This window comes from Castellaniella sp., from assembly GCF_034007085.1.
GTDB lineage: Bacteria > Pseudomonadota > Gammaproteobacteria > Burkholderiales > Burkholderiaceae_B > Castellaniella.
Map to the genome: position 1 here is coordinate 1 of NZ_JAVERO010000036.1, position 18,152 is coordinate 18,152.

Below are 18,152 nucleotides of genomic sequence, written 5' to 3' on the forward strand. Positions count from 1 at the left end.
CCGATCAGTTTATTTTTTCTTGGCGCCGATTTTGCTTTCCTTGCCGGCCAGCAAGCGAGCGATGTTTTCCCGGTGGCGCGCCAGCAGCAGCACGCCGATGACCGTGATGGTGGAGATGGTCAGCGCATCGGCGCGCCAGACGACCTTGTCCCCCAGGATGTAGTAGAAAGGCGCGAAGACAGCGGCCAGGATCGCAGCCAGGGACGAATAGCGTGTCACCAGCGCCACGATCAGCCAGGTGGCTGCGGTGGCCAGCGCCAGCCAGGGTTGCAGGGCCAGCAGCACGCCCAGGGCGGTGGCAACGCCCTTGCCGCCGCGAAAGCGCAGAAACAGCGGATACAGGTGCCCCAGAAAGGCTCCCAGGCCAGCCAGCGGTATTGCTGCCCAGGGCAGCAGGCCGCGTTGTGCGGCCCAGGCGGCCAACGCCACGGCCAGCCAACCCTTGGCCGCGTCGCCGATCAGGGTCAGGACGGCCGCCAGCTTGTTGCCGCCACGCAGCACATTGGTGGCTCCCGGGTTGCCCGAGCCAAAGCTGCGCGGATCCTGCAGGCCCATGGCGCGGCTGACCACGACGGCAAAGGGGATGGAGCCCATCAGGTAGCCGGTCAGCAAGGCGGCGGCCACGCCGAGGACAGAGGTGAAAGAGGTCATGGCAGGAAAACGGCGGGATGTCCGGCAGGGGTGGGAGATGGGCCGTATTTTATAGGAACCCCCGGGTCTGCCTTGGTGGCGGTGCGCGGGTACAATTCGCACCATCCGGTTTCAGGCGGGAACGAAGAAAATGCGCATCCTGGTATCCAACGACGATGGCTACAACGCGGCAGGGATCGAGGCCCTGGTTGCGGCATTGCGGCCTCTGGGCGATATCACGGTGGTGGCGCCAGAGACCAATTGCAGCGCGGCGTCCAATTCCCTGACCCTGCGCCGCCCCTTGTCGGTGCGCCAGGCGAGCAACGGCTTTCACTACATCAATGGCACGCCCTCGGATTGCGTCCATGTGGCGCTGACTGGCCTGCTGGATTTCAGGCCCGATCTGCTGGTTTCAGGGATCAACAATGGCGCCAACATGGGCGATGACACCCTGTATTCGGGGACAGTCGCAGCGGCCATGGAAGGCTATCTGTTCGGTGTGCCGTCCATGGCCTTTTCCCTGGTGGATCGTGAATGGCGCAACCTGGATTGCGCGGCCCGGGTGGCCCAGGACCTGGTGGCGCGGTTCCGCGACCAACCCTGGGGCGAACCGATGCTGCTCAACGTCAACATTCCAGCGGTGCCCTACCGCGATCTGACCGGCATGCGCGCCACCCGGCTGGGACGTCGCCATCCGGCCGAACCCGTGATCCGCAGCACGACACCTTACGGCGAAGCCGTATACTGGATCGGCCCGGCGGGGCGGGCGTTGGATGGGGGGGCCGAGACGGATTTCGGTGCTATCGAGGCGCATGCCGTGTCGATGACGCCCTTGCGTGTCGATTTGACGGATCATGCAAGGACCAGCGCGATCGCCCGCTGGATGGAGGACTGATGAACAAGCCGCGCCATCCGCTGGACAAGCCTGTGCGCAGCACACGCGCCGTCCCGGCAGGTTCTTCGCTGGGGCCTGGCTATTCGGCGGCCAACAGCAATACGCGCATCCACGGGCCGCGTCCATTCACCCTGCCGCAGGCTCCGGCCCGGGCACCTGCTGCGCCCGCTGCCAATCTGGGCTTGAATTCGGATCGCTTGCGCCTGCAGATGGTGCATCGGCTGCGCGAACAGGGCATTACCGATGAGCGCGTGCTGTCGGCCATGCAGGCCGTGCCGCGCCACCTGTTCGTGGATCAGGGTCTGGCCAGCCGGGCGTACGAGGATGCGGCGCTGCCGATCGGCTATGGTCAGACGATTTCCCAGCCCTGGGTGGTGGCGCACATGCTGGCGGTCATGTGCGATGGCCGCACACCGGGCAAGGTGCTGGAAATCGGCGCGGGCTGCGGCTATCAGGCCGCCGTGCTGGCCCAGTTCGTCCCCGAGATCCACGCCATCGAACGGGTGCGCGGACTGTACGAGCAGGCGCGCCTGAACCTGGCCCAGAGCCGCGTCCGGGGACGGGTGCGTCTGTCTTTCGGTGACGGGATGCAGGGGCTGGAGCACCGTGCGCCGTTCGATGGCATTGTCGTGGCCGCTGCGGGAGTTAAAATCCCTGAAGCCTTGCTGCACCAGCTGGCCGTGGGCGCGCGCCTGATCGCCCCGGAAGGCACGGCGCATCAAAGGCTGATTCTGATCGAGCGCTCCGGCCCGTCGTCCTGGCACCGGATCGAGCTCGACGATGTTCGATTCGTACCGCTGCGTCCCGGCACGCAGACTTAAGTAGGAGAACCACATGCTCGATGGGACGCTGGTGACAGATGCTCCGTTCACCCAATCGCTGCGCACCGGGCGCCTGTTGCCTGATGGCCGTCCCCAGGCAAGAACAGCCCTGCTGTTGATCGTGCTGCTGGCGGTGGCCATTCTGTCGGGGTGCGCCTCGCGTTCGGCGCGTGCGCCCGTCACGGATCGCTCCAGCAGCAGTGCCGCAACGGCGGGCGCTGCGGCCACTGGCACCTACGTGGTGCGCGCGGGGGATACGCTCTACAAGATCGCCCAGGATCATGGCATGGAAGTCTCGCGCTTGGCGCAACTGAACAACATCAGCGACCCGACGCAACTGGCCATTGGTCAGGTGCTGCGCCTGGACAGTGGCACCCCGATGCCTGCGGGCGGTTCGGTTGCCACGCCTGCGCCGGTCAAGACGACACCGCCGGCTGCCAGCAGCACGCCTGCACCGGTCCAGACTTCGGCAGCGCGTGCCAGCGATGCGGGTCTGATTTCCTGGGGCTGGCCCAGCAATGGCAAGATCATCCAGGGCTTCAATGCCACCACCAAGGGCATCGACATCGAAGGCGCGGTGGGTTCGCCCGTGACGGCCGCAGCCGAGGGCAAGGTCATGTATGCCGGCAATGGCGTGCGCGGTCTGGGCAACCTGATCCTGCTGGGGCACAGCAACGGCTTCATCACGGCATATGCCCACAACCAGTCCTTGCTGGTCAAGACCGGTGAATCCGTCAAAAAAGGCGCCAAGATCGCCACGCTGGGCCAGAGCGACACCACCTCGCCGCGCCTGCATTTCGAAATCCGCCGCCGCGGCACGCCGGTCAATCCCTTGTCCTACCTGCCGGCACGATGATCCCGACGCTGGTCTTCGATCTGGAAACGATCCCGGATGCGGACGGCCTGCGGCGCCTGAATCCGCAGTGGGCCGATCTGCCCGATGCCGATCTGATCGAGGCCGCGCTCGCCCAGCGCCGAGAGACTCACGGCAATGATTTTCTGCCCTTGCATCTGCAAAAAATCGCCGTCATCGGTTGCGTGTTCCGCGACGACCAGGGCTTTCGCGTGCGCACCCTGGGGCAGGCCGACGACCCGGAATCCGTCCTGATCTCGGGTTTTTTCAAGACCATCGGGCACTACACGCCCACCCTGGTCAGCTGGAACGGTTCGGGCTTTGACTTGCCGGTCCTGCACTACCGCAGCCTGATCCACGGCGTGGCTGCGCCGCGCTACTGGGACACAGGAGAAGATGACCGCGACTTCCGCTTCAACAATTACCTGAATCGCTACCATACGCGCCACATCGATCTGATGGACGTGCTGGCCAAATTCAATGGCCGTGCCAATGCGCCGCTGGATCAACTGGCCAAACTGTGCGGGTTTCCCGGCAAGCTCGACATGGACGGCGGTCAGGTCTGGCAGGCCTGGCATGCGGGGGACCGCGATCACGTGCGCAACTATTGCGAGACCGACGTGGTCAACACCTGGCTGGTCTATTGTCGCTACCGCCTGATCAAGGGCGAACTGGACGCAACGGCCTATGCCGCCGAACTCGCGCTGGTGCGCGACACCCTGGCGGCGATCGACGCGCCGCACTGGAAAGAATTTCTCTCCGCCTGGACTCATGCCTGAACCCATTCTGTTGTCCCTGGACGTCGAATCGCTGGATCTCGAAGGCCAGGGCATTGCCCACCACGAGGGCAAAGTCGTCTTCGTCGAGGGCGCATTGCCCGGCGAACGGGTGCTGGCCCGCGTGACGCGGCGCAAGCCATCGTTCGACAAGGCCAGGACCGAACGCGTCCTGCGACCGTCATCGCAGCGCACCCGGCCCCCCTGCCCACATTTTGGTGTCTGCGGGGGCTGCGCCATGCAACACCTGGAACCGGCCGCGCAAATGGCCGTCAAGCAGCGCGCGCTGGAGGACGCTCTGGCGCATATCGGCAAGGTCCGGCCCGAGCAGATTCTGCCGGCAGTGCAGGGGCCGGCCTTCGGGTATCGTCATCGCGCCCGCCTGTCCGTGCGGCTGGTGCCCAAAAAAGGCGGCATGCTGGTCGGGTTCCGCGAACGCGCCAGCAGCTATGTGGCTGATATGCAGACCTGTCTGGTGCTGCCACCGCATGTTTCGGCACTGTTGATGCCCCTGCGCGACCTGATTGGTGGGCTGTCGCGCCCCGACCGCATGCCACAGGTCGAGGTGGCCGTTGGTGATGCGTCCACGGTTTTCTGCTTGCGCCATCTGGAACCTCTGACGCCGGATGACCTGGATCGTCTGCGCGATTTCGGCGTGCGCCATGGCATTGACTGGTGGCTGCAGCCCAAGGGGCCGGAGACGGCCCATCCCCTGGACCCGGAACGGGCCGATGCACTGGCCTATGTGTTGCCGGCCCAGGGCCTGCGCATGCACTACCGTCCGACCGATTTCACCCAGGTCAATCCGTACATCAACCAGGCGTTGGTGGCGCGCGCGCTGAGCCTGCTGGACGTCCAGCCCGATGATCGCGTGGCAGACCTGTTTTGTGGCCTGGGCAATTTCAGTCTGCCGCTGGCCATGCAGGGGCGTGCGGTCGTGGGTATCGAAGGCAGCGCCACCCTGGTGGCCCGCGCTCGCGAGGACGCCGCCCGCCAGGGCCTGCAGGACAGGGCCGAATTCACCGAACTTAATCTGTTCGAAGTCGATGCCGGCTGGCTGCGCGGCCTGGGCCGTTGCGATCGCATGCTGATCGATCCCCCACGCGAAGGCGCGCTGGCCGTGGCGCAGGCCCTGTCTGCCCTGGCGCCGGATGAACGTCCGCGCCGCGTCGTGTACGTATCCTGCAATCCCGCTACTCTGGCGCGTGACGCGGGGATACTGCACCATGTGGGGGGCTGGTCCCTGAAGGCCGTGGGGGCGGTCAATATGTTTCCCCACACGGCGCACGTCGAGTCGATCGCAGTCTTCGAACCCTGAGGGGAATCCATGGGCCATGGGAATGTCGTGGTGGATGCGAATGGAAAACGCGCCATCCCGCGCACGGTCTGGATGCTGGGCCTGGTCAGCCTGTTCATGGATCTTTCGTCGGAATTGATCCACAGCCTGTTGCCGATTTTTCTGGTGTCGGGGTTGGGTGCCAGCGTGCTGGCCGTGGGCGTCATCGAAGGGGTGGCCGAGGCCACCGCGCTGATCGTGAAGGTGTTTTCCGGGGCGATCAGCGATGCCCTGGGCCGACGCAAGGGCCTGCTGCTGGCGGGCTATGGCCTGGCGGCCCTGAGCAAACCCCTGTTTCCCTTGGCGCATTCAGTGGGCACGGTGTTCGCCGCACGTTTCATCGACCGCATCGGCAAGGGCATCCGGGGCGCTCCGCGCGATGCTCTGGTTGCCGACGTGACGCCGCCGGAAATTCGCGGCGCGGCCTTCGGTTTGCGTCAGTCCATGGACACCCTGGGCGCGGTCCTGGGGCCGGGGCTGGCAGTCGTGCTGATGTGGGTTTTTGCGGATATCCGGCACGTGCTGTGGTTTGCCGTGGTGCCAGGGGTCATCGCCATGGCGCTGCTGTTCTGGGGCGTGCGCGAGGTGCGCCCGGAAATCGCCCGGCCAGGGGGCTTCCGTTCGCCCATTCGCTGGAATATGGCCGGCGGCTTTGGCGTTGCCTACTGGCGGGTGGTGGCGATCGGCGCGGTATTCACACTGGCCCGCTTCAGCGAGGCCTTTCTGATCCTGCGTGGGCAGGATATGGGATTGAGCGCTGTTTGGGCGCCTGCCGTGTTGATCGTGATGTCGTTGTTTTTCACGCTGTCGGCTTATCCCGCTGGTTGGCTGTCGGATCGCGTACCGCGAACCGCTGTACTGGCGGTCGGCCTGATCCTGCTGGTGCTGGCGGATCTGGCCCTGGCGGCCACGGGCGGCGGCGTCCTGGCGCTGCTGGCGGGCGCGGCGCTGTGGGGGCTGCACATGGGATTCAGTCAAGGGATCCTGGCCGCGATGGTGGCAGATACGACCCCTGTGGGGTTGAAAGGTACGGCCTTCGGAATCTTCAATCTGGCCAGCGGGCTATGCATGCTGCTGGCCAGCGTCCTGGCCGGCTGGCTGTGGCAGGTCTGGGGGCCAGCCGCGACCTTCCTGCTTGGGGCGGTCTTTGCCGTGCTTGCCTTGCTGGGGCTGGCTGTGCCGGTGGGGCGCAGCAAGGTGGTGTGAGACGGCGGGTTCAGGGCTGGGCCGGGGCTGATCGGATATAGTAACGTCTCTCGTTTCTGCCTATCCGGACCGAGCACGCATGCCGCCCACACTGAACACCGCAAGAACACCATTGGAAATCTGGCTGGATACCTGGATCCTGCCCTGGGTGCCTCAGGACGCCTGGGCCCAGGCCCTGGTGGGCGTGCTGGTGCTGGCGGGGACAGTTTGGCTGGCAGGTCTGCTGGCTTCGCGTGGGCTGGCCTTGGCCCTGGGACGCGCCTTGCGGGCCCTCGGACGGGATGACTGGAGCCAGGCGGTGGCGCATCGCGGCGTCTATCGCCATCTGGGCCACGCCGTGTCCCTGCTGCTGATCGCTGCCAACATCCGGCTGCTTGCTATTGGCAGCACGATCGAATCCTCCCTGGAACGGCTGATCCAGGCGGTCGCCCTGATCTATGTGTTCCTGGCTTTGACCCGGCTGCTGCGCGCCTGGCAGGACATCAACATGCGGCGGGTGCAGCAGGGCCGGGGACGCCCCATCAAGGGGTATCTCGAAGTCGCGCAACTGGCCGTCTGGGCGCTGTGCCTGGTGCTGGTGGTGTCCGTCCTGCTGAATCAGTCGCCCCTGCTGATGATTTCCGGCCTGGGTGCCTTGTCCGCCGTGCTGCTGCTGGTATTCAAGGATACGCTGCTCTCGCTGGTGGCCAGCACGCAAATGAACACCAACGACATGCTGCGTATCGGCGACTGGATCGAGATGCCCCAGGCAGGCGCCGATGGCTTCGTGATCGACATGGCCCTGCACACCGTCAAGGTGCAGAACTGGGACAAGACCGTCACCACGATCCCCACCTACAAGCTCTTTTCAGAAAGCTATCGCAACTGGCGCCAGATGTTCGAGTCGGGCGGGCGGCGCATCAAGCGCACCTTGCGTATCGATGCGGAATCGGTCCGGTTCCTGGATGATGCCGAGATCCTGGCGCTGCGCCGCTACCGATTGCTGGGCGACTATCTGGCGGCCAAGCAGTCGGCCCTGGAGGACACCAACCAGGCTCTCCGGGAAGCCGCCGAAATCCCGGCCAACCGGCGCCGCTTGACCAACCTGGGCACTTTTCGGGCCTATGCGTTGGCCTATTTGCAGCAGAATCCGGACATCCGCCAGGACATGATCATGATCGTGCGCATGCTCGAACCCGACAGCCAGGGGATCCCCGTAGAGGTCTATTGTTTTTCGCGCCTGACGGCCTGGGTCGATTACGAACGGGTTCAGGGCGACCTGTTCGATCATCTACTGGCCATTCTGCCGGAATTGTCGCTGCGGGTGTACCAGGCGCCTTCGGGGCATGCGTTCGCGCGCCTGGCCGGTGCTGCAAGCAGCTAGGATTTTTCAGGCACAGATCAGTTCGCAGAGACTGTCCTGTGTCCGGATTCGTCCAGGATCCGCTGCGCCTCGATGCGCACGCGTGCGGGTGCGGTCCCGCCGATATGATTGCGCGCTGCGACCGAACCTTCCAGGGTCAGCACCTGGAAGACGTCGTCCTGGATGTCGGCGTGAAAGCCGCGCAGTTCGTCCAGGGACAGATCGGCCAGGTCGCAGCCACGCTGTTCGCAGGAACGCACGGCCAGCGCCACGGTTTCGTGCGCATCGCGAAAGGGCACGCCGCGCTTGACCAGATAGTCGGCCAGATCGGTGGCAGTGGCATAGCCTTGCAGGGCTGCGGCGCGCATGGCGTCGGCCTTGACGCGCACGCCGCCCATCATGTCGGCGAAGATCGTCAGCGTGTCGCGGATGGTGTCGGCGGTATCGAACAGGCCTTCCTTGTCTTCCTGGTTGTCCTTGTTGTAGGCCAGGGGCTGGCCCTTCATCAGAGTCAGCAAGGCGACCAGATGGCCGTGCACGCGGCCGGTCTTGCCGCGCGCCAGTTCTGGCACGTCGGGGTTTTTCTTTTGCGGCATGATCGAACTGCCGGTGCAGAAACGGTCGGCCAGATCGATGAAACCGACGCGCGGGCTCATCCACAGGACCAGTTCTTCGGACAGGCGCGAAATGTGCGTCATGATGAGCGCGGCGGCCGCACAGAATTCGATGGCGAAGTCGCGGTCGGACACAGCATCCAGGGAATTGCGGCAGACTTCGTCGAAGCCCAGGGTGCGGGCGACGCGTTCGCGGTCGATGGGGTAGGACGTCCCCGCCAGGGCGGCGGCGCCCAGGGGCAGGCGGTTGGTGCGCCGGCGGCAGTCGGCCAGGCGTTCGGCATCGCGGCCGAACATCTCGGCGTAGGCCAGCAGGTGGTGGCCGAAAGTGACCGGCTGGGCGACCTGCAGATGAGTGAAACCCGGCAGGATGGTGTCGGCGTGTTCCAGGGCCAGGGAAGCCAGCCGGTGGCGCAGCAGCCCCAGCAGTTCGATCGCCAGATCGATTTCATGGCGCAGCCACAGGCGGATGTCGGTGGCGACCTGGTCGTTGCGTGACCGGCCCGTGTGCAGGCGTTTGCCCGCGTCGCCGATCAGTTCGACCAGGCGTTTTTCAATGTTGAGATGGACGTCTTCCAGGTCCAGCGACCAGGTGAAGCGTCCGGCCTGGATTTCTTCCAGGATCTGCGCCATGCCGCGCTGGATATCAGCCAGGTCGGAGGCGCTGATGACGCCTGCGGCGGCCAGCATGTCGGCGTGGGCCAGCGAACCCTGGATATCGAAGGCGGCCATGCGCTGGTCGAAGTCGACCGACGCGGTGTAGCGCTTGACGAGATCGGAGACCGGCTCGGAAAACCGGGCCGACCAGGCCTGTGATTTGTTGTCGAACTGATTGTGTGCGGACGGGGTATTGGACATAGTGGGCGCATTATAAAGGAGGGGGTGCCGGCTCCGCAGCCGGGCAGGCTCGGCCTGCGCTATATTAAAAGCTTTTCAGCGGAACCCCGATACCATGGCGCAGCCCGACATGAAGCAGATCACTGCGATCGTCAAACCCTTCAAGCTCGACGAAGTGCGCGAGGCCTTGTCCGAACTGGGCGTCAACGGCCTGACCGTGACCGAGGTCAAGGGCTTCGGCCGCCAGAAGGGCCATACCGAACTTTACCGCGGGGCAGAATATGTGGTGGATTTCCTGCCCAAGATCCGTATCGATGTCGTCGTGGCAGCCAGCCAGGTCGAGGGCGTGATCGAGGCCGTCATCCGTGCCGCGCGCACGGGCAAGATCGGCGATGGCAAGATCTTTGTTTCCCCGGTCGAGCAGGCCGTGCGCATTCGTACCGGGGAAACCGGCATCGAGGCGCTGTAGCGTCTTCAGGCCGGACTGCTGCGGTGCCGTGACACGACCGTCCAGAAAGACGGCAGAAAATATTCCGCCACCAGCAGGGGTTGGCCCAGGCGTATGAACACCGAATGCCGGGCCAGGATCGTCTGGCCCGCTGCGGTATCGACCCATGTCCCGTCGGGACGGCGTGTGCGCAATTGACCGAAACGAAACCCGCTGCGCGCAATGCGGGGGTCCTGGTACAGGATGTCGGCCAGCGGACGCTGGCCCAGGCCCCGCATGGCCTTCCAGGCCCCCAGGCTGGCCTGCAGGGGGGTGAAACTGCAGGCCTGGACGGCGGGCACGCCGTCGATGGTCATCAGGATCTCGCGCCACCAGACCGGGGCTCCCGTCGACAGTCTGGCCTCGGCGGCCCAGCCGGACGTCAGGGCCTCGACGGCCTCGCGGCGCACCGTCAGCTGCACCTCGCCCAGGCGGCGCAGGCCGGCGGTCAGCGCACCGGGCCGACGTAACCAGGCCTGTATCGGGCGATTCAGTCTGGGGGCGGGCGCGTGGCGCCAGGGGCGAGGAAAAGCGGTGTCCGGAGTCATGACTAACGGTTCTGCAAGAGGGGCTCACGATAGCATGACCGATGCTCACGACGCTGTCTGGGTGGCGCTACAATGCGCAGCACCATGGAACCGGTCCGAATCTCAAAACTCATGGCCCAGCGTGGCCTGTGTTCGCGGCGCGAAGCCGATGCCTACATCGAGCGCGGCTGGGTGCGCGTGGATGGTCGGGTCGTCAGTGAACTGGGATCCAAGGCGCTGCCCAGCGCCCGCATCACGCTTGAGCGCCAGGCCGCCCGTCGCCAGACCGACAAGGTCACGATCATCCTGAACAAGCCGGTCGGCTACGTGTCACATCAATCCGGCAAGGGCTATCGCCTGGCCACATCCCTGATCCAGGCGCATACCCAGCATCGTCCGGGCCATGGGCCGGCCTTTGATCCTGCGCATCTGCGTGGGCTGGCGCCTGCCGGACGGCTGGACATCGATTCCCAGGGGCTGCTGGTCCTGACCCAGGACGGGCGCATTGCCCGCCAGCTCATCGGCGACGATTCCTCGATAGAAAAAGAATACCTGGTGCGTGTAGAAGGCCGCTTGTCGGCAGGCGGGCTGGCCCTGCTGAACCACGGCCTTTCGCTGGATGGTCAGGCCTTGCGGCCTGCCCGCGTCGCCTGGCAGAACCAGGACCAGCTGCATTTCATCCTGCGCGAAGGCCGCAAGCGCCAGATTCGTCGCATGTGCGAACAGGTCGGCCTGAAGGTCGTCGGCCTGAAGCGCGTACGCATGGGACGGATCGTGCTGGGCGATTTGCCAGTGGGGAAATGGCGCTATTTGCGGGACGGTGAACGTTTCTGAGTGATGGGCCGTCCAGATGCGGGATGGTTCGACCGGGCGGCGGGTCTGTTGGGCACAGCAGTCTGGTCTGCCGTGCGGCGTGGTGTGCTGATTTCCAATGAGTGCCGGGCGTGCTCGTCCTGGGCCAGCGTTTTTTCCATCCAGGGCAGGGCGGCGCGCAATTCCTCGTGCAGCGTCCAGGGTGGATTGACGATGAACATGCCGCTGCCGTGCAGGCCCAGGCCATCGGCAGCCGGCTTGCGCACCGTCAGCGTGGCATGCAGCCATTCCACCGGCAAACGTTCCAGTGCGCGGGCCATTTCGTGCGCCTGGACGCGTTGCACCAGGGGATACCAGATGGCAAAGCAGCCGGACGCGAAGCGTTCCAGGCCGTCTCGGACGGCCTGCAGCGTGTGGCGGTAATCCCGCTTGTCCTCGTAGGACGGGTCGATCAGGATGATGCCGCGCCGCGTCGGCGGCGGCAGCAGCCGTTTCAAGCCCGCAAAGCCATCCTCGCGGGCGATGGCCACCTGGCGGCGTGAGCTGCCCAGTTGCTGCAGCGTGTCTTCGAGCACTTCGATTTCGGTAGGGTGCAGTTCGAACAGCCGCAGCTTGTCGCGTGTGCGCATGGCGTGCAGGGCCAGCGCGGGCGAGCCCGGATAGTGGTTGGCGACCCCGTCGGGGTTGAAATCCTGGACGGCACGAAGGTAGCGCGCCACCAGCGCCGGTGGCCGGGATGCGCCCAGCAGTCGATCCAGCCCGTCGACGACTTCGCCGCTCTGGCCGGCCCAGGCGCCGTCCAGGGCATACAGGCCCGCGCCGGCATGGGTGTCGATCACCCAGTAGGGCGCGTCCTTGCGATTGAAATAATCCAGGATCTGGACCAGGATGGCGTGTTTCAGGACGTCGGCGTGGTTGCCGGCATGAAAGGCGTGGCGATAGCTGAACATGGGGCGCCCGTCTGCTTATCGGGACAGGCCGGGCGCGTCGGCCCGGACGCGGTCCAGTTCGTCAGTGAAGATTGCGTGGCAACCCCAGTCGAGCAGCGTGCGGGCGCGGGCGGGATCGTTGACCGTCCAGACGGCCAGGGTGGCCTCCTGGTCCAGGATATCGCGCACTGTGGCTTCGTCGGCGTGTTCCGTGTCGATATTCAGCCCGATGCAGCCCAGGCCCAGCTGCCGGGCCCGCCAGTCGGCCGGGACCGGTCCTTCGATGAGCAGGGCGCGGGGCAGCCCGGGCTGGGCGGTGCGGGCGGCTTCCAGGGCCGTCTCGGAAAAGGATGACAGCAGCGGTGGCAGGCTGGCGCCTGCCCACAGGCGTGCGGCTTCATGGGCCACGGCGGCGCCGGTTTCGGCGTCATGGCCCGTGGTGGGCTTGATCTCGATGTTGCTGTGGATGCCATGCGCGCGGGTATAACGGGCCACGGCATACAGGGATGGCGCTGGCTCGCCAGAAAAATCCGGTCCATGCCAGCTGCCGAAGTCCATCCGGCCCAGAGCGCGCCAGTCCAGCGTGCTGGCCAGACCATGGCCGTCCGATGTCCGGTCCACGGAGTCATCGTGCAGCAGAAAAGACATGCCGTCACCGCTGAGCTTGACGTCGAATTCCACCATGCCGAATCCAGCGGCGGCACCGGCGCGGATTGCCGCCAGGGTGTTTTCGGGGGCCAGGTGCCCCCCGCCGCGATGGGCGATGAAGGCCGGCCAGGGCCAGGCAGAATGGGTCGGGGGCATGGGGTGATCATTGAAAAGGGGCAGTCCGCATTTTAGCCAGTGCAGGGCGCTTCCCGCCAGGCGCGGGCCTTTTGCCTTGGCGAAGAGGCGTGCCACGATGGTAAACTGCGGAACATTTCGTTCGCGCGGCCCTGGGGCCGTCAGTCTCCAGCAGGTGAGCCGTTCATGTTCGATTTCATTCGTACGCATCAGCGCCTGATGCAGTTGATTCTCCTGATTCTCGTCGTGCCGTCTTTCGTGTTCTTCGGGATCAGCGGTTATTCCTTTGTCACGGCCGATTCGGCCCTGGTCGAAATCGGCCGGGCTTCGGTCAATCGCGACGAATTCATCCAGGCCCAGCGCAATCAGCTGCAGCAGATGCAGGAAAGCAGCCAGGGGCGCTTTGATCCCGCCTTGCTGGACAATCCGCAGGCCCGTCAGGCGCTGCTGGACCAGCTCATCGATCGCAAGCTGCAGATTGCCGTGGCAACGCAGAACCATTTCAGCGTGTCCGATGGCGCCTTGCGCCGTGCCATCGCTGCCATGCCGCAGCTGCAGGTCGATGGCCAGTTCTCGCCCGATCGTTATCACGAGGTCCTGGCGTCCTACGGCCTGACGCCGCGCGATTTCGAGGCCGGGCAGCGCGCCGAACTGGCGCTGGACCGCGTGCTCGGTCCGGTGCGTGACACGGCGGGCCTGCCGGCCCCGGTGCTCGATACCCTGAAACGTGCCCTGACCGAGGAGCGCACCATCCGCTTGCGGGTCTTCAAGGCCGAAGATCATGCCAAGCAGGTCCAGGTGTCGGCCCAGGACATCCAGGCCTGGTATGACTCGCACCAGGACGCATTGCGTCTGCCCGAGCAGGTGTCCGCCGACTATCTGGTGCTCGACGAGGCCGCCGCGCTGGCCAGCGTGCCGAGCCTCGACGAGGCCCAGCTGAAGGACTACTACGAGCAGAACAAGTCACGCTATGTGGTGCCAGCGCGTGTCAGCGTCAGCCACATCCTGGTCAAGCTGCCGGCAGGCGCCTCTGACGACGTGGCCAAGACTGCGCTGGCCAAGGCCGAAAGCCTCGTCACCCGCGCCCGTGCCGAACCCTCCGGTTTTGCCGATCTGGCTCGCAAGGAATCCCAGGATGCGGGGACGGCGCGCGATGGTGGATTGCTGGGCTGGATCCAGCGTGGCACCTTGCCGCTGGCGATGGAACAGGCCGTGTTCGCACTCAAGCAGGGCGAAATCTCCGACCCCGTCAAGGGGCCGGATGGCTACCATATCTTCATGGCCGACCAGGTCCAGCCCGAGCAGGGCGAATCCTTTGAACAGGCGCGTTCCAAGGTCGAGGACGAGGTGCGCCGGGAACTGGCTGCCGAGCGGTTCGCTGACATGGCGACCAAGCTCACCAGTCTGGTCTATGACAATCCGTCCAGCCTGGAACCCGCCGCCAAGGATCTTGGCTTGCAGATCCGCCAGGCTGACGGGATTGCGCGCGACCGCCTGTTGAGCGCCGATGAGGCCGGCCCGGGTGCGGCTGCTGTGTCCGCTGACTCGGCCATTCTGGGTGATGTGCGCGTTCGCCAGGCCTTGTTCAGTTCCCAGGTTCTGACCGACAAGCAGAACTCGGGTGTGATCGAAATCTCGCCCGACACCATGGCCGTGGTGCGCGTGCGCGAAGCGACCCCCGCGCATGTGCCGGCACTGGAGCAGGTCAAGGACCACATTCGTGCGCAACTGACCAATGAACGCGCCTTGGCCGCTGCCGTGGCCGAAGGCGAGCAGGTGCTGGCTTCGCTGCAGGCCCAGCCTTCAGCCGAGGGTTTCGGGGATTCCATGAAGATCAGCCGCCTGGATTCGGCCGGCCTGTCCAAGGATGTGCTGGACACTGCGTTCTCGGTCGAGGCGGACAAGCACCTGCCAGCCTTCGGTGGCGTGGCGCTGGCGCGTGCCTATGCGATTGTGCAGGTGGACAAGGTGCAGCCTGGTTCCACGGATACGCCGGCGCTGGCTGGCCTGGGCCAGCAGATGGCCCGGCTCTGGGGCGGAGCGGAACAGCAGGCCGTGCTGGCTGAATTGCGCCAGCAATGGGGCGTCAAGGTCACGGACGAAGGGCGCAAGCTGGTCGCGCAGGGCGACAGCGGATCGAATTGATTGGTTTTCGCCCAGTAAACAGGGCGAGGTGGCGGGGCATTCCGGTTGTGACATCCCTCCACCTCGCGGCTTGCAAGCCGCTCGGATTCGATCGGCGGGGCATTCCGGTTGTGGCATCTCTCCACCTCGCGGCTTGCAAGCCGCTCGGATTCGATCGGCGGGGCATTCCGGTTGTGGCATCTCTCCACCTCGCGGCTTGCAAGCCGCTCGGATTCGATCGGCACAGGACAGTCCGCAGGGACTGTCCTGTGTCCGATCTCATCCCCTCGCGCGGACGATTTTTTGGACTTGGGGGACGTGCCGGATGGCGCGGATGACCTGGGCCAGGTGCTTGCGGCTGTCGACCTGGACCATGATGCTGAGCAGGGCCGTGGCAGCGGCCTCGTCGGGCATGGTGAGTTGGATGATGTTGGAGTCGGCCTCGGTGATTTCCGCAGCCAGGCGGCCCAGCACGCCGCGTTCGTTCAGTACGGTCAGTTCCAGGCGCGTGGTCAGGTGTCGGGCGGTAGTGGTGTCCCAGATGACCGGGATCCAGCGTTCCGGTTCGCGCGCCTGCTGGCGTTTTGCCACCGGGCAGTCGCTCATGTGGACCACCAGCCCGTGACCCAGGCGGATTCCGCCGATGATGGCATCGCCTGGCAGCGGGCCGCAGCAGGGCGCCAATTGAACTGCCTGGCCCTCGTTGCCGTGGATCACGATGGGCGCGCTGGTGACGGATGTGAATTCGTCTACCGCCGTTGCCGTGGTTTCCAGCATGGCATTTTCTGGGGCGAAGCGGCGCGCCACGACGGCGGCCAACCGTTTCCCCAGGCCGATATCGGCAAGGATTTCGGTACGCGAGGCACCGCCTGATCCCTTGGCCAGCCGTTCCCATTGTGGGTCATCGTCCTTGGGGTAGGGGATGGACAGCTGGTCGAAGGCCTGGTTCAGCAAGCGGCGACCGAAGGCCACGGATTCCTCGTAGCGTTCGGTGCGCAGATAGTGGCGGATTTCCGATCGTGCGCGGCCGGTGCGCACGTAATTCAGCCACTGGGCGCTGGGGCGCGAGGCGGCTGACGTGATGATTTCGACGGAATCGCCACTGCGCAGTTCGGTTCGCAGCGGCGAGAATTCGCCGTTGATCTTGCAGGCCACCGCGTGGTTGCCGACGTCTGTGTGGATGGCGTAGGCGAAGTCCACCGGCGTGGCGCCACGCGGCAGCGACAGGATTTTTCCCTGGGGCGTGAATACGTAGACGGCATCGGGGAACAGATCGACCTTGACGTGTTCCAGGAATTCCCCCGAATCGCCGGTCTGGCTCTGGATGTCCAGCAGCGATTGCAGCCATTGGTGGGTGCGTTTCTGCAGATCGTTGAGCGAAGTGCCCTGTTCCTTGTACAGCCAGTGGGACGCGACGCCTTCTTCGGCGACGTGGTCCATGTCGCGGGTGCGGAACTGGAATTCGACCGGTGTGCCATAGGGCCCGATCAGCGTCGTGTGCAGGGACTGATAGCCGTTGATTTTCGGGATGGCGATGTAGTCCTTGAATTTGCCGGGCACGGGACGGTACAGCTGGTGCAGGGTGCCCATGGCCAGGTAGCATTCGGGCAAGGTATGAACGATGACGCGAAAACCGTAGATGTCGAGCACGTCAGAAAAAGATTTCTTCTGCTCGACCATTTTTTTGTAGATGCCGTAGAGCGATTTTTCACGGCCGTTGACTTCGGCATCCAGGCCGGCGGCGGGCAACGCGGCACGCACGGCTTCGGCGATTTTGGAGATGACTTCCCGGCGGTTGCCGCGCGCGGCCATCATGGCCTTGTGCAGGACGGCGTAGCGGTTGGGATGAATGGCCTTGAAACAGCGGTCCTGCAGTTCGCGGAACAGTGCATTCAGCCCCAGCCGATGTGCGATCGGCGTGTAGATGTCGAGGGTCTCACGCGCCACGCGGCGGCGTTTTTCGGGGTTGACCGCATCCAGCGTGCGCATATTGTGCAGCCGATCGGCCAGTTTGATCAGGATCACGCGCACATCGCGTGCCATGGCCAACAGCATCTTGCGGAAGGATTCCGCCTGCTGTTCGGCCTTGGTGGCGTATTCCAGGCGTTCGAGCTTGGTCAGGCCATCGACGATCTCGGCGACCTCGACACCGAATTTTTCGGCCAGTTCCTGCTTGCTGACGTTCTGATCTTCGATCACGTCGTGCAGCAGGGCGGCCATCAGGGAATCGGCGTCGAGTTTCCAGCCCGCGCAGATTTCGGTGACGGCGATGGGGTGGGAAATGTAGGGTTCGCCGCTGGCGCGGAACTGCCCCAGGTGGGCATTGTCGGCGAAGCGGTAGGCTTCCCGGATCCGTTCGATGTCGCGCGGCCCCAGGTACCCGGAGATGATCTGGTTGAGTCCGGCCAGCGAGGCGATTGGGACGGGTGTCGAATGATCTGTTTGTGAAACGGGGGCCGAGAGCGGCTTGCGCCGCCTCAGGCGGGGGCCCTTGCGCAGGACGGCAAGCAGTCCGGAGGACGCGCCGCGCAAACCTGGAAACGCCATGGCCCGTTCTCCGGAATCAAGTCGGGACTTTTCGCAGCATCTCGGTGCCGACCAGACCCTGGGCGATTTCCCGGAGTGCGGTGACCGTGGGCTTGTTGTGGCTCTGGATGCGGGCTTCGTGTCCCTGGGCCAGTTCGCGGGCGCGATAGGTCGCGACCAGGGTCAGGTCGAAGCGGTTGGGGACTTGTTCGAGGCAGTCTTCTACAGTGATGCGGGCCATAGGTGTCCTGGTTCAGGAAGCGGTTGACAGTGGTTTACGGATGCCCAGCTGGGTGAACAGTTCTGCGTGCCGGACGGATTGCGCGCAATAGCGCAGGCGTGCGGCCCCGATGACTTGGCGAAGCTGTTCTAAAGCGAGGCTAAATTCTTGATTAATAATAACATATTCGCAATCCGAGGCATGCGCCATTTCGCTTCCCGCAGCCAGCAGTCGCCGGGCGATGACCTGGGGCGCATCCTGGCCGCGTTTTTTCAGGCGGGCTTCCAGAGCCTCGATCGAGGGGGGCAGGATGAAGATGCCGATTGCCTGGGGATAGTGGCGGCGCACCTGAAGCGCACCCTGCCAATCGATTTCCAGGATGATGTCGGTGCCGCTGGCCAGGGCCTGATCGACCCGGTCGCGGGGCGTGCCG

The 18,152-nt window shown here is 65.0% G+C and carries 17 protein-coding genes and 1 pseudogene; 10 read left to right on the forward strand and 8 right to left on the reverse strand.

Annotated elements, in window-relative coordinates; all coding sequences use genetic code 11:
* Positions 1 to 9 precede the first annotated feature (9 nt).
* A complete protein-coding gene (gene plsY, locus RBR29_RS05195) occupies positions 10 to 651 on the reverse strand; it encodes a glycerol-3-phosphate 1-O-acyltransferase PlsY (protein WP_320347906.1) in 642 nt (213 codons plus the stop codon).
* A 130-nt stretch (positions 652 to 781) separates the two neighbouring features.
* Here plsY and surE point away from each other — a divergent pair, with 130 nt between their 5' ends.
* The 7 genes from surE (at position 782) to RBR29_RS05230 (ending at position 7,880) form a co-directional block, all read left to right on the forward strand.
* Positions 782 to 1,525: a 5'/3'-nucleotidase SurE gene (gene surE / locus RBR29_RS05200; protein ID WP_320347907.1), complete on the forward strand. Its 744-nt coding sequence runs from the start codon at positions 782 to 784 to the stop codon at positions 1,523 to 1,525.
* Positions 1,525 to 2,346: a protein-L-isoaspartate(D-aspartate) O-methyltransferase gene (locus RBR29_RS05205; protein ID WP_320347908.1), complete on the forward strand. Its 822-nt coding sequence runs from the start codon at positions 1,525 to 1,527 to the stop codon at positions 2,344 to 2,346. Before surE ends, RBR29_RS05205 begins: the two co-directional genes overlap by 1 nt.
* A gap of 13 nt (positions 2,347 to 2,359) precedes the next feature.
* Entirely contained in the window at positions 2,360 to 3,202 is an 843-nt protein-coding gene (locus tag RBR29_RS05210; protein WP_320347909.1) for a peptidoglycan DD-metalloendopeptidase family protein, read from the forward strand.
* The gene (locus RBR29_RS05215) at positions 3,199 to 3,978 is read left to right on the forward strand and encodes a 3'-5' exonuclease (RefSeq protein ID WP_320347910.1); all 780 of its coding nucleotides are present in this window, start codon (positions 3,199 to 3,201) and stop codon (positions 3,976 to 3,978) included. Before RBR29_RS05210 ends, RBR29_RS05215 begins: the two co-directional genes overlap by 4 nt.
* A gap of 4 nt (positions 3,979 to 3,982) precedes the next feature.
* Complete coding sequence (gene rlmD, locus RBR29_RS05220; protein ID WP_320347922.1) at positions 3,983 to 5,293, forward strand: 23S rRNA (uracil(1939)-C(5))-methyltransferase RlmD; 1,311 nt, start codon at positions 3,983 to 3,985, stop codon at positions 5,291 to 5,293.
* A 9-nt stretch (positions 5,294 to 5,302) separates the two neighbouring features.
* Positions 5,303 to 6,517 (forward strand): MFS transporter, encoded by a 1,215-nt coding sequence (locus RBR29_RS05225; protein ID WP_320347911.1) that lies wholly within the window; start codon positions 5,303 to 5,305, stop codon positions 6,515 to 6,517.
* Positions 6,518 to 6,596: 79 nt separating this feature from the next.
* Entirely contained in the window at positions 6,597 to 7,880 is a 1,284-nt protein-coding gene (locus RBR29_RS05230; protein ID WP_320347912.1) for a mechanosensitive ion channel family protein, read from the forward strand.
* A gap of 17 nt (positions 7,881 to 7,897) precedes the next feature.
* Here the strand turns inward: RBR29_RS05230 and argH are convergent, their stop codons facing one another.
* Positions 7,898 to 9,331, reverse strand: coding sequence for an argininosuccinate lyase (gene argH, locus RBR29_RS05235; RefSeq protein ID WP_320347913.1), 1,434 nt, complete (start codon positions 9,329 to 9,331; stop codon positions 7,898 to 7,900).
* A 109-nt stretch (positions 9,332 to 9,440) separates the two neighbouring features.
* Here argH and RBR29_RS05240 point away from each other — a divergent pair, with 109 nt between their 5' ends.
* Entirely contained in the window at positions 9,441 to 9,779 is a 339-nt protein-coding gene (locus tag RBR29_RS05240; protein ID WP_320347914.1) for a P-II family nitrogen regulator, read from the forward strand.
* A gap of 5 nt (positions 9,780 to 9,784) precedes the next feature.
* Here the strand turns inward: RBR29_RS05240 and RBR29_RS05245 are convergent, their stop codons facing one another.
* Positions 9,785 to 10,345 carry a chorismate lyase gene (locus tag RBR29_RS05245; protein ID WP_320347915.1) on the reverse strand — a complete coding sequence of 187 codons (561 nt, stop codon included), beginning with the start codon at positions 10,343 to 10,345 and terminating at the stop codon, positions 9,785 to 9,787.
* An 84-nt stretch (positions 10,346 to 10,429) separates the two neighbouring features.
* On the opposite strand from RBR29_RS05245, the gene RBR29_RS05250 reads away from it, so the two are divergent.
* The gene (locus RBR29_RS05250; RefSeq protein ID WP_320347916.1) at positions 10,430 to 11,158 is read left to right on the forward strand and encodes a pseudouridine synthase; all 729 of its coding nucleotides are present in this window, start codon (positions 10,430 to 10,432) and stop codon (positions 11,156 to 11,158) included.
* Here RBR29_RS05250 and RBR29_RS05255 read toward each other — a convergent pair.
* The gene (locus RBR29_RS05255; RefSeq protein WP_320347917.1) at positions 11,131 to 12,087 is read right to left on the reverse strand and encodes a 23S rRNA (adenine(2030)-N(6))-methyltransferase RlmJ; all 957 of its coding nucleotides are present in this window, start codon (positions 12,085 to 12,087) and stop codon (positions 11,131 to 11,133) included. The genes RBR29_RS05250 and RBR29_RS05255 overlap by 28 nt on opposite strands.
* A gap of 15 nt (positions 12,088 to 12,102) precedes the next feature.
* Positions 12,103 to 12,870: a glycerophosphodiester phosphodiesterase gene (gene ugpQ / locus RBR29_RS05260; protein WP_320347918.1), complete on the reverse strand. Its 768-nt coding sequence runs from the start codon at positions 12,868 to 12,870 to the stop codon at positions 12,103 to 12,105.
* 165 nt (positions 12,871 to 13,035) lie between these two features.
* Between ugpQ and RBR29_RS05265 the strand changes: the two genes are divergently transcribed.
* Positions 13,036 to 14,994 (forward strand): SurA N-terminal domain-containing protein, encoded by a 1,959-nt coding sequence (locus RBR29_RS05265; protein ID WP_320347919.1) that lies wholly within the window; start codon positions 13,036 to 13,038, stop codon positions 14,992 to 14,994.
* A 258-nt stretch (positions 14,995 to 15,252) separates the two neighbouring features.
* Here RBR29_RS05265 and RBR29_RS05270 read toward each other — a convergent pair whose 3' ends face one another.
* The 3 genes and pseudogenes from RBR29_RS05270 to RBR29_RS05280 form a co-directional block, all read right to left on the reverse strand.
* Complete coding sequence (locus RBR29_RS05270; RefSeq protein WP_320347920.1) at positions 15,253 to 17,520, reverse strand: bifunctional (p)ppGpp synthetase/guanosine-3',5'-bis(diphosphate) 3'-pyrophosphohydrolase; 2,268 nt, start codon at positions 17,518 to 17,520, stop codon at positions 15,253 to 15,255.
* A 16-nt stretch (positions 17,521 to 17,536) separates the two neighbouring features.
* On the reverse strand, positions 17,537 to 17,740 hold the full coding sequence (gene rpoZ / locus RBR29_RS05275; RefSeq protein WP_320347921.1) for a DNA-directed RNA polymerase subunit omega: 204 nt from the start codon (positions 17,738 to 17,740) through the stop codon (positions 17,537 to 17,539).
* Positions 17,741 to 17,752: 12 nt separating this feature from the next.
* A pseudogene (locus tag RBR29_RS05280) lies at positions 17,753 to 18,152 on the reverse strand (guanylate kinase); the annotation flags it as partial.

Bases quoted from the DNA above. Each gene is read 5' to 3' on its own strand.
- plsY (WP_320347906.1), bottom strand. From the start codon at position 651: ATGACCTCTTTCACCTCTGTCCTCGGCGTGGCCGCCGCCTTGCTGACC.
- surE (WP_320347907.1), top strand. From the start codon at position 782: ATGCGCATCCTGGTATCCAACGACGATGGCTACAACGCGGCAGGGATC.
- RBR29_RS05205 (WP_320347908.1), top strand. From the start codon at position 1,525: ATGAACAAGCCGCGCCATCCGCTGGACAAGCCTGTGCGCAGCACACGC.
- RBR29_RS05210 (WP_320347909.1), top strand. From the start codon at position 2,360: ATGCTCGATGGGACGCTGGTGACAGATGCTCCGTTCACCCAATCGCTG.
- RBR29_RS05215 (WP_320347910.1), top strand. From the start codon at position 3,199: ATGATCCCGACGCTGGTCTTCGATCTGGAAACGATCCCGGATGCGGAC.
- RBR29_RS05225 (WP_320347911.1), top strand. From the start codon at position 5,303: ATGGGCCATGGGAATGTCGTGGTGGATGCGAATGGAAAACGCGCCATC.
- RBR29_RS05230 (WP_320347912.1), top strand. From the start codon at position 6,597: ATGCCGCCCACACTGAACACCGCAAGAACACCATTGGAAATCTGGCTG.
- argH (WP_320347913.1), bottom strand. From the start codon at position 9,331: ATGTCCAATACCCCGTCCGCACACAATCAGTTCGACAACAAATCACAG.
- RBR29_RS05240 (WP_320347914.1), top strand. From the start codon at position 9,441: ATGAAGCAGATCACTGCGATCGTCAAACCCTTCAAGCTCGACGAAGTG.
- RBR29_RS05245 (WP_320347915.1), bottom strand. From the start codon at position 10,345: ATGACTCCGGACACCGCTTTTCCTCGCCCCTGGCGCCACGCGCCCGCC.
- RBR29_RS05250 (WP_320347916.1), top strand. From the start codon at position 10,430: ATGGAACCGGTCCGAATCTCAAAACTCATGGCCCAGCGTGGCCTGTGT.
- RBR29_RS05255 (WP_320347917.1), bottom strand. From the start codon at position 12,087: ATGTTCAGCTATCGCCACGCCTTTCATGCCGGCAACCACGCCGACGTC.
- ugpQ (WP_320347918.1), bottom strand. From the start codon at position 12,870: ATGCCCCCGACCCATTCTGCCTGGCCCTGGCCGGCCTTCATCGCCCAT.
- RBR29_RS05265 (WP_320347919.1), top strand. From the start codon at position 13,036: ATGTTCGATTTCATTCGTACGCATCAGCGCCTGATGCAGTTGATTCTC.
- RBR29_RS05270 (WP_320347920.1), bottom strand. From the start codon at position 17,520: ATGGCGTTTCCAGGTTTGCGCGGCGCGTCCTCCGGACTGCTTGCCGTC.
- rpoZ (WP_320347921.1), bottom strand. From the start codon at position 17,740: ATGGCCCGCATCACTGTAGAAGACTGCCTCGAACAAGTCCCCAACCGC.